General features: G+C 60.8%; 10 protein-coding genes. 7 read left to right on the forward strand and 3 right to left on the reverse strand.

Annotated elements, in window-relative coordinates:
* Window positions 1–397: 397 nt before the first annotated feature.
* Both AC1Q6C_RS32810 and pdxA read right to left on the reverse strand, forming a co-directional pair.
* Window positions 398–1165 carry a DeoR/GlpR family DNA-binding transcription regulator gene (locus AC1Q6C_RS32810; protein ID WP_003941419.1) on the reverse strand — a complete coding sequence of 256 codons (768 nt, stop codon included), beginning with the start codon at window positions 1163–1165 and terminating at the stop codon, window positions 398–400.
* A 27-nt stretch (window positions 1166–1192) separates the two neighbouring features.
* Window positions 1193–3445, reverse strand: coding sequence for a 4-hydroxythreonine-4-phosphate dehydrogenase PdxA (pdxA, locus tag AC1Q6C_RS32815; protein WP_007732489.1), 2253 nt, complete (start codon window positions 3443–3445; stop codon window positions 1193–1195).
* Between the two features lie 212 nt (window positions 3446–3657).
* Between pdxA and AC1Q6C_RS32820 the strand changes: the two genes are divergently transcribed.
* Genes AC1Q6C_RS32820 through AC1Q6C_RS32850 form a run of 7 tightly spaced genes read left to right on the forward strand, consistent with a single transcriptional unit; the run spans window position 3658 to window position 10646 of the window.
* Entirely contained in the window at window positions 3658–5235 is a 1578-nt protein-coding gene (locus AC1Q6C_RS32820; protein WP_007732494.1) for an ABC transporter substrate-binding protein, read from the forward strand.
* A gap of 4 nt (window positions 5236–5239) precedes the next feature.
* Window positions 5240–6244 carry an ABC transporter permease gene (locus tag AC1Q6C_RS32825; protein ID WP_007732496.1) on the forward strand — a complete coding sequence of 335 codons (1005 nt, stop codon included), beginning with the start codon at window positions 5240–5242 and terminating at the stop codon, window positions 6242–6244.
* Window positions 6244–7191 (forward strand): ABC transporter permease, encoded by a 948-nt coding sequence (locus tag AC1Q6C_RS32830; protein WP_007732498.1) that lies wholly within the window; start codon window positions 6244–6246, stop codon window positions 7189–7191. The genes AC1Q6C_RS32825 and AC1Q6C_RS32830 overlap by 1 nt, the downstream gene beginning before the upstream one ends.
* 3 nt (window positions 7192–7194) lie before the next feature.
* Window positions 7195–8028 carry an ABC transporter ATP-binding protein gene (locus AC1Q6C_RS32835; RefSeq protein ID WP_007732500.1) on the forward strand — a complete coding sequence of 278 codons (834 nt, stop codon included), beginning with the start codon at window positions 7195–7197 and terminating at the stop codon, window positions 8026–8028.
* Window positions 8025–8891: an ATP-binding cassette domain-containing protein gene (locus tag AC1Q6C_RS32840; RefSeq protein ID WP_007732503.1), complete on the forward strand. Its 867-nt coding sequence runs from the start codon at window positions 8025–8027 to the stop codon at window positions 8889–8891. Before AC1Q6C_RS32835 ends, AC1Q6C_RS32840 begins: the two co-directional genes overlap by 4 nt.
* Complete coding sequence (locus AC1Q6C_RS32845) at window positions 8891–9850, forward strand: aldo/keto reductase (RefSeq protein WP_003941424.1); 960 nt, start codon at window positions 8891–8893, stop codon at window positions 9848–9850. The genes AC1Q6C_RS32840 and AC1Q6C_RS32845 overlap by 1 nt, the downstream gene beginning before the upstream one ends.
* 34 nt (window positions 9851–9884) lie before the next feature.
* Window positions 9885–10646: an HpcH/HpaI aldolase family protein gene (locus tag AC1Q6C_RS32850; protein WP_007732505.1), complete on the forward strand. Its 762-nt coding sequence runs from the start codon at window positions 9885–9887 to the stop codon at window positions 10644–10646.
* Between the two features lie 63 nt (window positions 10647–10709).
* Here AC1Q6C_RS32850 and AC1Q6C_RS32855 read toward each other — a convergent pair whose 3' ends face one another.
* The gene (locus AC1Q6C_RS32855) at window positions 10710–12134 is read right to left on the reverse strand and encodes an aldehyde dehydrogenase family protein (RefSeq protein ID WP_007732506.1); all 1425 of its coding nucleotides are present in this window, start codon (window positions 12132–12134) and stop codon (window positions 10710–10712) included.
* Window positions 12135–12563: the final 429 nt, after the last annotated feature.

A 12563-nucleotide genomic window follows, 5' to 3' on the forward strand; every position in this document is an offset into this window, starting at 1 on the left:
GTTCTCAAAGAACACGCACACACCATCACCACGACCCTATGGCCGCCGCTCCGGGGCAACTTTTCCAGCCTATCCCATCATGATCATCGGCGCAAACCGCTGAACATTTGGGGAAGAACTGGAGGTGAAGCACAACCATACACGATGGAAACTACTTCGAAATTTGGTCAGGCACTTCGTACAACCTCGTGTCACTCGCCGTAAAGGCGGGAGTCGGTGTCCGTGTCGCTCTGACTTGGAATAAGTTACGCGTCCGCCGAAGTCTTTGACAAATCCACAGGTCAGAGGCTCGGAGGTATCCATTTCCCCAGCAAGATTGCCCGTTTCAGTCGATTTTCACGAATTCGGACATCATGTGACGCCGGACACCGTGCCCGGATCGGCACGCAGCGGGAACTCACACCACTTGGACTCGGATACCTGCATCCTCGAACAACGCGACTTGCTTTGCGTCTACTGCAGCATCGGTAACCAGCACGGCCCCCGGCGGTATCGGCGCCCACGCATGGAAAGGACGTTCACCGAGCTTGGCGGAGTGGGCGAGGATGTAGACCTCGCCGGCACGTTCGATCATCATTTCCTTGAGCCGGGTCTGATCGAGCTCAGCTTCACAAATACCCAGGTCAGCCGTAACTGCATCGGCACCGAGGAATGCCTTGTCAAACGACACCCGCTGCAGCGACGCTTCCGCCAGTGGCCCGACGAATCCTTGACTGAGCTGCCGCAGCGTCCCGCCGAGACATTCGACTCGAACACCATCAGCGTCGGCTAACGCCTCGAGCGCCGTAAGCCCTGCAGCGATCACCGTCAAATTCGTCACGTGACGTAAGAACTCTCCCATCGCCCCGACGGTGGTACCTGCATCAAGAAGTACGGTTTCCCCGGGCCGAACCTGCTCAGCAGCCCATTCGGCGATGCCCCGTTTGGCGTCGAATCCCTCCATTGCGCGTTGACGCAAGGAGGATTCCGGATGAGGGTTGAGAGCAATCGCCCCGCCGTACGTTCGAGCAATTACTCCCTGGGCAGTCAACTGACTCAGGTCGCGACGAATCGTGGATGCAGTCACCCCGAATTGGGCAGACAGATCCTCGACACTGGCCAGACCGCTGGTGCGAGCGAGCCTCGCAATCTCCGACCGCCTCGCCTCCGACTCCCGGATGGCCATCGCTCCTCCCCCTACAAACCGTGGTTCTTACTTGGAAACGAATGTGCTGGTTGCCAATTCGGCCGCCTGCCGCAGCGCTTCGACCATACTACCGGCCTCGGCGATGCCCTTACCTGCAATATCGAAAGCGGTTCCGTGATCGACGGAGGTACGGATGACAGGTAACCCGACGGTGATGTTGACGCCGGCCTCGATCCCGAGAACCTTGACCGGGCCGTGCCCCTGATCGTGGTACATCGCAACGATCAAGTCGTAGTCCCCACGTCCAGCGAGGAAGAATGCCGTGTCCGCCGGCAGTGGGCCGTGGACGTCGATTCCTTCTGCCTTCAAGAGTTCGACGGCGGGAATGATCTTCTGCTCTTCCTCTCCGTACCCGAAAAGCCCGTTCTCCCCCGCATGCGGGTTGATCCCGCACACGCCGATTTTCGGAGATGGATTGCCCGTGCGCACCAAAGCTTCGTGACCTCGACGAATGGTCCTCTCGACCAGGCCGGGCTCGATCCTGGCAACTGCATCGAGCAGTCCGATGTGAGTGGTCACGTGAATCACCTTGAGCTTGGGGGTCGACAACATCATCGACACCTCCTCGGTACCGGTCAGGTGCGCAAGCAATTCCGTGTGTCCGGGATAGATGTGTCCTGCCGCATGCAGCGCTTCCTTGTTCAGCGGCGCCGTGCAGATCGACTGGACTTCACCGCGTACGGCGAGTTCGCTTGCGACGCGGATATATTGATAGGCCGCATCCCCCGCGACTGCCGACAGTTCACCCCAGGCGAGATCCTCGGGTAGCAAGTCCAGGTCGATGACGTTGATCCGTCCATCGATGAATTCAGCATCCTTGATCTCCTCGATCGCGACCACGTCGACGTCGATTCCGAGCACCGTGGCAGCCAATCGCAAACGCTTCGCGTCGCCGACAACAACAGGGCGGCAACGCTTTCTCGTTTCACCGTCGAGGAGTGCGGGGACGATCACTTCCGGTCCGACGCCGGCGCCGTCGCCCATCGTGACAGCAATCAGCGGCAGTGGAGTGGATTCGATTGACATGGGATTGACCTCGTTGTCTGAAGGAGTAACTGAAGGCGGACTGTCCGGAGCGGCGACCGGGGTGGGTTGCGCGAGAAACTTCGTTATGGAGAAAAGACTGTGTGCATTCCCGAAACTGCCTGGCCGCGTGACGATGTACCGTCCGGTTCGATCGACGGAAAGTACGGCGCCGTGTTCGATTTCGTAAATCGGTGACAGCGTGTCGACCCGCAGGCGGTCGAGAACGCTGCGCGCGGTTTCGCCACCGGTAAGTACCAGGTCGATCGGGTAATCGTCGTGGGAGAATCCTGCATCGACGGCAGCGATCAGATCGGCGAGAGCCGAAACGAGGTGGACGGATTCTGCAGGCACGACAGGTCCACTTACCGAAACCACGACGTTTCCGCGATCCAGTGCGTTCAGAATCGGAAGCGGATCGACCGAATGCGCCAGCAGCTCAGCACTGTTCACTTCGATATGGTGCGCCCCTGAATCCCGAAGCAATGCCACTTGGTCCCCGGCAGACGCATCCGCCGTCCCCACGACGACCAAGGTAAATCGAGAAACACGAAGAGATGGGCACGCGACGGGTGACTGCACGGTTCTTCGTCGTGCCACTGCCATCGCGAGCGCCGAGGTTCCTACCAATCGAGAACCCCGAACCTCCTGTGCTGCAGCCACAATCAGTTCCAGATCACTCTCGGTCTCGACGTCGCAGATCGCCACCGACCCGGCTTCTGAGATCGACGCAAGAACCTGGCTCAAACGCCCGGAGCGAATGTCATCCAGCGATACGCCAGAAGTGATTGCCGACGGGCCGAGCGCCTCTGCAATCGACCGAGGAGTCGGCTTCGACTCCGCGCGCCACAGGTCAGTGGAGTGCAACGCAACCCCATCGACCAACACCACGCCGTCTTGCACCGTGCGCCCTTGTCTGGGCAGTCCGGCGGCGACGATGACCGGAGATCCGTCGCGGGAGAGTTCTCCAACCTCCGCTGCTATGTTGCCCCTGAGCAGGGAATCGATCTTCTTGACGATCTCGGAGCCGTCAGACGATTGCAGAACTGATCTCACGTCCCGAGAGGCTCTGGCGGGGTCGGATCGCCGTGAGTGCAGATCGAAAACCGTCACTCCTGATCCGTCGGGCGCATCTGGGCCGAGCCGAAGCGATATGCCCGAACTGCGGAGCAGAAATCCTGCGGCCGACTCCGCTGCTCCGGAAAGATCATCAGCGATGATTACCAGTGGTTTCATCGAATTCCTCGACCCCCTTTCGGTCTGAATCGAGTATGCACAGCATCGCAACCGATGCGCGAAGTACGCAATCGAAGTTACGGGACTTGCGCGAAGTGCGCAACAGTGCCATTGTGAGCTGAGTTACAAGCGAGAGCCCGACGCGATTGTTCACCAACAGTCCGCTCGGAGCGTCGCCCCCACGCTGCCCCGTCAGGATCGAAAGGTCACCGATGACCAATACTCGTTTGCGAACACCACAGCTCTCCCGGCGATCCTTTCTGCAGTTCACCGGGCTGATCGGTGGCGCAACGCTTCTGGGCACGACTGCCGCGTGCGCCGGCCCTACCGGGAAACCGACACAGGACACCCTGGTGCTCGGGCTCAACCGCTCGCTCGTCAGCCTCGACAACAAACTCAATCAATTCGACGCAGCAGTCACGGCTCAACGTGGCGTCAGACAAGGTCTCACCCGGATCGGCGACAATCTGACACCGCAACTCGTTCTCGCTGACAGGTTCGAATCGACCGGCCCGACCGAGTGGACGGTTCGACTCCGCGAGGGCATCCGTTACTCCGACGGCACACCTGTGCTGATCGACGACGTCACGACGGCAATGCAGATGTACCAGCAGGTCAGCGGATCGTTTGTCGCACCGCAGTTCCCCGAGTGGCCGACGGTCGTCCCCATCGACGATCGCACCTTCATCCTTCGGACGAATTCCCCGGTGCCGGTTCTGGACTCGCTCATGTCCAACATCTTGATCACCCCGGCCGCTGCCAACGAACCCAACGAACTGCAGAGCGGAATCGGGTCGGGACCGTTCGTCGTCAGCGAATCGAACCGGGGCACCGGCGATTACACACTTGTCGCCAATGACAACTACTGGGGCCCGGCCCCCGGCGTTCGTCGTGTTCAGGTCCGCTTCATTCCCGAAGAGGCCGGCCGCGTCGTCGCGCTTCGGAGCGGCGAGGTCGACGTCATCGACTCGATCAGTCCCGATTCCGCCGAACAACTCGCCGATCTGCCTGGTGTCCAGGTGGACACAGTACCGAGCACACGCATCAACCAACTGTTCTTCAACTTCCGCAAGCCCGCCGATCACCCACTGTCCAATCCGCGTGTCCGAGAAGCTCTCACGTATGCCATCGACGGTGAGTCACTCGCTCGGGACGTGCTGATCGGTTCCGCAGTCCCGGCCACCGGCCCCGCACCGTCGACCTTGGACGGAGCCGTGAAAACTGGCACTTACCAATATGATCCACGGAAAGCGCGGCAAATGCTCGAGGCCGAAGGCGCCGACGACCTCGAACTCACCTTCATCTGGGAAACCGGAGAGTTCACCAACGACGTCTCGGTGATGGAATCGGTACTCGAAATGATGAAGGCCGTGGGAGTACGCGTCAAACTCCAGCAGTTCGAACCGGGCGGTGACATCTCGTCCTGGCGCCAGGGCAAGACCGGCGACTGGGATGTGCTGGGCAACGGCTACGGCAACCAGACCGGACTTGCACTGACCACGTTGCAGGGGATGTACGCCGGCACAGCGGAGAAGGAAGCAACTCGCGACACCTATCACGGGTACGTCTTCCCCGAAATCACCGCGAAGATCCAAGCCGCATCCAGTGAACCAGACCCGACCAAGCGCGCCGCTCTACTCGACGCCGCACAACAAGACATCTGGAACACCTGGCCTTGCCTGTGGAGCTTCGTACCCAACGCACTCCTTGCGAAACGCACTCGTGTACAAAATGTTTCACTGACCCCGATCAACTCCTACGACCTCGGCGCCGTCCGATTGGAGGCCTGAGGCGATGACTCTCACCGCTCCGAAACCGCAAACCGCTCTCGGAATCTCTCCGCGTCGACGCACAAGGATCAACCCGACCGTCAAATACGTGCTCAAACGTCTGGCACAGAGTGCCTTGACGATCTTCCTCACGCTCACAACAGTGTTCGTCCTGATCCGAATGGCACCCGGCGATCCTGCCTACGCCTTGGCCGGACCGCTGGCCAGCACCGAGGATCTCGCACAGATCCGTGCTGACATGGGCTTGGACAAGTCGGTGTTCTCCCAATACCTGATCTACCTGTGGGACCTCGTCCACCTGAATCTCGGCACGTCGTACTCGTTCCAGGCGCCGGCCATGGACGTTGTCCTCGGCCGTCTCCCGTACACCATCACCCTTGCCGTCAGCTCCATTCTGTTGACCGCCGTGCTCTCGATTCCGCTGGGCGTGTGGATGGCCCGTCACGCGGACACCAGACGTGAACTCGGTGCGAACGTCGTAGCCGTCGGCGGGCAGTCCATGCCGGAGTTCTGGAGCGGCCTGATGCTGGTGACGATCTTCGCGGTCTTGATCCCAGTACTCCCGGCAGCCGGTTTCACCACATGGCCGTCGTTGATCCTGCCTACCGTCACCATCGCCATCCTTCAGATCGCGTTGATCTCCCGGATGGTTCGACGCGAAATGGTCTCGGCCTTCGCTTCTCCGTACATCACGGTCGCACGCTCTCGCGGAGTATCGGAACGCGAACTCACCTGGCGATATGCGATGCGTAATTCGGCGATTCCGATCGTCACCGCGCTGGGCACCAGATTCGCCGGAATGCTGAACGGCGTCGTGGTGGTCGAGGTCGTGTTCGCCTGGCCTGGTGTCGGCTCGCTGGTGGTCCGCGCACTCGAGACTCGCGACTACCCGCTCATCCAGGCCACCGTGCTTGTCACCGCGGTTCTCGCCGTGCTCGTGCAACTGGCAGTGGACCTCCTCTACCCCCTCCTGGATCCACGCGTGCGACTCGGAAAGGGCGCCAACTGATGACTACCGTCTTGGAACCTCCAACAACTCCACGCGCCAGCGCGGTCACCGAGGCAGACTTCGCACGCGCCGGAGCCACGCGCCGTAAGCGAGACAGCCGAGTCAAGATCTGGACCGGCTCGATCTGCGCGCTCCTGGTGATTCTTCCTGTTGCATTGGCGGGACTACTCCCCCTTGCAGATCCGAACCAGACCAACCTGAGCAGTCGACGGCTACCGCCCCTCACCGACGGCCATCTGTTCGGCACCGATCAGTTGGGACGAGATCTGCTCTCACGGATCCTGCACGGCGGCCAGGTGTCTCTGACGATCGGTATTCTCGCCGTGATCGTCTCCGGCGTCATCGGCATCGTCGCCGGATCCGCCGCGGGGTACTTCGGTGGTTGGGTCGACACCGTGATCTCCCGCCTACTCGAAGCACAGCTTTCTCTGCCTTTGCTGATGATGCTGCTTCTCGTTGTTGCGCTGTTCGGCCCGTCCATTCCCGTCATCACGTTTGTCATCGCGATCGCACAGTGGCCCGAAGTCGCACGGTTGACTCGCTCATTGGTACTCGTCGAACGCGAAAAGCCTTACGTAGCTGCAGCTCGAGTCCTCGGACTTACCCGCATGGCCATCCTGCTTCGTCACGTCATTCCCAACATCGTCAAGCAGGCATCGCTCGTCGTCCTGCTGCTGCTCGCGCAGGCCGTACTGCTGGAAAGTTCGTTGAGCTACCTCGGCGCCGGACCGCAACGTCCATTCGCTACCTGGGGACGAATCATCGCCGACGGCCAGGACTACATCACCACGTCATGGTGGATCGTCACGTTGACCGGTCTGATGATCGTGCTGCTGGTCGTCGGAGTGAACCTACTCGGCGATGGTCTGCGCGATCGTCCTGCAGGTTCGAAACGACTGGGCGCAAGCCTGTTCGGGCGTGGCAGCGCCCAGAAAGCGAAGGCGTGAGACATGGGAAATCTACTACGGGTCGACGATCTCCAGATCGAACTTGTCACGGCGAACGGCGTCATCCGAGCCGTCGACGGCGTGTCCTTCTGCATCGACGCCGGTGAAACCGTCACCATCATCGGTGAATCCGGCTCCGGAAAGTCGACGACAGCCATGGGGATTCTCGGACTGCTTCCGGACGATCTTGCGGTTCTTTCCGGGAAAGCCGTGTTCAAGGGTCAGGACATTCTCGGAAACACGAAGATCCTGAACGATATTCGCGGAAAACACATCGCGCTCATCCCCCAGGACCCGATGACGGCTCTGAGTCCCGTCCACACCATCGGTAGCCAACTTCGAGAAGCAGTGCGCCACAGCGGTGTGACCGCGAAGAAGCAACAAATCGAGCGGGCAGTGCAACTGCTCGAGCAGGTACGCATTCCGTATCCGGATCAGCAACTCGACAAGTACCCGCATCAACTGTCGGGTGGAATGTTGCAGCGCGTCCTGATCGCCGGCGCTCTTGCTGCCGGCCCCGAACTGATCGTGGCCGACGAACCCACCAGCGCACTGGACGTAACCGTTCAGGCCGGGATTCTGGATCTATTGCTCGAGTTGCAGGAGCGCACCGGCATCGGAATGCTGGTCATCACTCACGATCTCGGAGTTGCGCGGTTGGTCTCCGATCGCATCTACGTGATGAAGGACGGACGTTTTGTCGAGACCGGTAGTGCCGACGTTCTCGTCGACTCACCGCAAAGCGCCTACACACAAAAGCTTCTCGACGCCATACCTCAACTGGGGCCTTGGGACGGCGACCCCGCCCGTTCAACACAGATCGGAGCCTCGGCATGACCCGCCACGAAACGCCACTTCTCGCCGTCGAAGATCTCGTGGTCGAGTATCCGGTTCCCGACGGAGTTTTCCGAGCCGTGGATGCTGTGAGCTTCTCGGTGGAAAAGGGCAAGACCTTGGCCATCGTCGGCGAATCCGGATGTGGCAAGTCGACCATCGCTCGATCGATCGTCCGACTCCTCACACCGACCAGTGGACGCATTCTCGTCGACGGCAATGACATCGCGCAGATGTCGGAGAAGTCGCTGCGCCCCTACCGCTCTCGCGTTCAAATGGTGTTCCAAGATCCGTACGGATCGCTCGACCCTCATCTGACTGCCGAGGACATCATCGGAGAACCACTGCGCCTCAAAGGTGTTCGGAGCAAGTCTGAACGTGCAAAGGCAGCAGCAGAACTCGTCGATCGCGTTGGCTTGCCCAGCTCGGCACTACACCGGCGTCCGGCGGAGTTCTCAGGAGGCCAACGTCAGCGCATCGGAATTGCTCGTGCACTTGCCAGCGGACCCGAGATCCTGGTCTGCGACGAAGCGACCAGCGCTCTCGACGTGTCGGTGCAAGCGCAGGTACTCGAGCTCCTACGTGAAATTCAGGCCGATACCGGTCTGACGTACGTTTTCATCTCACACAACTTGGGCGTCGTCCGAGAAATCAGCGAGACCGTAGTCGTGATGTCGAAAGGAACCATCGTCGAATCCGGTTCCACAGACACAGTTCTCGCCAGTCCGCGCGAGCCGTACACCCGCGCACTACGAGGCGCTGCTCTCGATCCCACCACCATGGTCGGCATCAAACCACGCCACGTGGTGGCAGCCCTGTCCAAGAACTTGCTAGCCAAGCAGACCGAATCACGAGGAGTTGCCTGATGACCGCCCCACTCGAGCTTCCGAAACTGGTGCTCGGCACCATGACATTCGGAGACACGGTCGACATATCGGGCGCCGGATCGATGCTCGACGCAGCACTAGGCGCCGGTATCTCTCACATCGACACGGCCAACGGCTATGCGGGCGGCGAGTCCGAGCGCATGCTGGCAAAGCTGCTCCACGGCCGACGCGATTCCGTCACTCTGGCCACCAAAGCGGGAATGCCGCATCCCGATGCCGGCGACAACAGCCCACTCTCGACAGAGGGGCTCCGAGCAAGCGTCGAAGGAAGCCTGCGCAGACTCGACACGGACTACGTCGACCTGTTCTATCTCCATCAGCCGGACCGAACCGTCACGCTGACCGAAACTCTCACCACCGTCGCGGAACTGGTTGCCGAGGGCAAGATCCGCACACTCGGCGTATCCAACTTCGCAGCGTGGCAAATCAGTGAAATCAACTACACCGCAGACACAGTCGGAGCTCCCCGACCGATCGTCGCACAGCAGCTCTACAACTTGCTCGCGCGTCGCATCGAAGAAGAATACGCAGAATTCGCGGACGTGACCGGACTGACCACCATGGTCTACAACCCACTCGGTGGGGGCCTGCTCACGGGGCGCCACACCTTCGAGGAAAGTCCCGCCGACGGCCGATTCGGCGACTCACGTCTTGCGTCGATGTACAAGGAGCGATACTGGAACACACAGATATTCGACGCGATCGCTCAACTGACGGCAATCGCAGAGCAGTCGGGCATCTCCCTGACCGAGCTTGCGTTGCGCTGGCTGGTCAGCAAGCCCGTCGCCGGATCGCTGCTCCTCGGAGGATCCAAAGTAACGCACCTCGAATCCAATATCGCGGCCATCGGGCGAGGTCCACTCGACGCCTCGACCGTCGAAGAGTGTGATCTCGTCGGTGCTGCCCTACGAGGCCCCATGCCCAACTACAACCGCTGAAACACCCGACCTTCATCAGGAAGAGTTCTTCACTATGTCAGCACAGGAATTCGCCGCACGCATCCGAGGACGCGAACGCATACTCGGATATTGGTCCGTCATCGACAGCCCGATCTCGACCGAATGGATCGCGCACGTCGGCTGGGACTACATTGCCCTCGACATGCAGCACGGCCTGATCGGCTATTCGGGGATGGTCGCCGGGCTCACCGCCATCGACTCGTCACCGTCCACCGTCGGGATGGTGCGCGTCGAGGCAAACAATCCGACACCCATCGGCCGTGCACTCGACGCGGGCGCTGTGGGCGTCATCGTTCCGCTGATCAACAACGCCGAAGAGGCAGCGGCCGCCGTGGCAGCCGCCAAGTATCCGCCTTTCGGCATCCGCTCCTACGGACCCATGCGCTCGCAACTCCGTATCGGCCCCGTTCCCGCCGACGCGAACCGCGACACCGTTGTATTTGCGATGATCGAGACCCCACAGGGTCTGGCGAACGTCGAAGAGATCTGCGCAGTGCCCGGATTGGACGGCGTGTACGTCGGGCCGTCCGACCTACGAATCGCCGTCGGAGGTAAGCACTCCAACGATCCGGACGTCGCCGAGGAATTCGAATCAGCGCTCACCAGGGTGCGCGAAGCTGCCGCCGTCAGCGGAGTCGCTGCGGGAATCCACACACCTTCCGGTCAGGTTGCGGCACAACGGCTCGGGGAGGGCTACACGTTCGCGACCGTGGCCTCGGACCTGACACATCTGGCGAACATCTCGGCTCAGCATTTGGATGCCGCCAAGTCCTGATCCGGGTACAAAAATGGCGATGCTCCCGCACTTGGTACGGGAGCATCGCCATTCTCGAACAAACTATCTCTGAATCGCCTTGATCTCGAGGAACTCTTCGAGCCCGAACGTGCCGGCCTCGCGCCCGACGCCCGACTGCTTGTACCCACCGAACGGAGCATTCGTGTTGAAGGCGCCGCCGTTCACCTCGACCTGCCCGGCACGCAGTTGCCGCGCGACGCGATCCGCGCGATCGGGGTCACCTGACCAAACGCCACCGGCCAGTCCGTACTCGGTGCCGTTGGCGATCCGCACTGCGTCGGCCTCGTCTTTGTAGCCCATGATCGAGAGGACCGGTCCGAAGATCTCCTCGCGCGCAATGGTCATGTCTTCGGTCACGTTCGCGAACACCGTCGGACCGACGAAATATCCACTGGCCAGACCGGTTTCGCGACCGTCGACAACTGCGGTGGCACCTTCCGACACACCCTTCTCGATGTATCCGCGAACGCGTCCCAGCTGATTCGCGTTCACCAGAGGACCAAGCACCGAAGTCGGCTGAGTCGGATCACCTACCGGGAAATGAGCGGCGACCGCAGCAGCAATTGCCGCTGCCTCATCCACCTTCTCCGCGGGAACCAACATACGCGTCAGCGCCGAACAGGTCTGGCCCGAGTTGATGAAGCACTTTGCGACGCCGTCCGTGACAGCCTTTTCGAGATCGGCGTCGTCGAGAATGACGTTCGCCGACTTGCCACCCAGCTCGAGCGAGACCTTCTTGATGGTGTCCGCGGCGACGATGGCCACTCGCTTGCCTGCCCGAGTCGACCCGGTGAAGGAGACCATGTCGACTTCCGGGTGGCCGGCGATGGCTTCACCCACTACCGGGCCGTAGCCACTTACCAGGTTGAATACACCTGCAGGCAAACCAATTTCGTCGAAGATGTCAGCGAGAGCGTACGTGATGAGTGGCGCAACCTCGGTGGGCTTGAGAACCACGGTGCAGCCCGCCGCGAGCGCACCGCCAACCTTCAAGACAACTTGGTGGAGCGGGAAGTTCCAGGGAGTGATCGCGCCGACAACACCCGCAGGTTCGCGAACAATCAGCGAATTCCCGACCTCGTGAGCGTCGAAATCATAAGTGCGAGCCAATTCGGCAAATGCATTCAAATTCGCGAGCGGCATTCCGATTTGCACGGGCTTCGCGAATCCGATCGGCATGCCCATATCCTGCGAAACCAGCGCCGCAAGATCATCGGTACGTTCGGCAATAATCGCCGCGGCTTTGGAAAGATATTCGGCTCGCTCGCCGCCGGATAGTGCAGACCAAGCGGGGAAAGCCTTTCGTGCTGCCTTCGCGGCCGCATCGACATCTTCGACAGTGCCTTCGGCGACAGTTCCTATCAGCTCTTCGGTAGCCGGATTGAGAACGTCGATCCGACCGCTGCCAGTGGATTCGATCCAGGCGCCATCAACATAGATTTTGGTGCGGTCGAGAATATCGGTCATCGAAGCCTCCGTAGTCATCACGCGTGCACAGGTGAGGTGGGCCCGATCACACGGGGCACCTCTTCCGAGCCTAGCCACGCTCGACGGGTTCCGTGGCAGGTTGGTGTCGAGATTGACCTTCGACTGACGAGACCTGTGGTGCGCGCACACTTTTCAGTGATGGTGTGAACGTACCGTTCCCCTCGTCCAAGAGGGTGAGAGTGCCGTTCACTCGATCCCGGACGCGGTGGTGAGTCGGCGGCGTGCCCGCCCCTGATGGTGTGAACGGTGCGTTGGGTCGATCTGGGGCGACGAAAGTGCTGTTCGCTCGAAGTCGGGGGTGTTTTGGGTACGAGAAAGCCCCCCAACCAGTACTGGTTGGGGGGCTTCTCTAATGTGTGTTCGGCGGTGTCCTACTCTCCCACACCCTGTCGAGTGCAGTACCATCGG

The sequence above is a fragment of the Rhodococcus sp. MT28 genome (assembly GCF_058792695.1).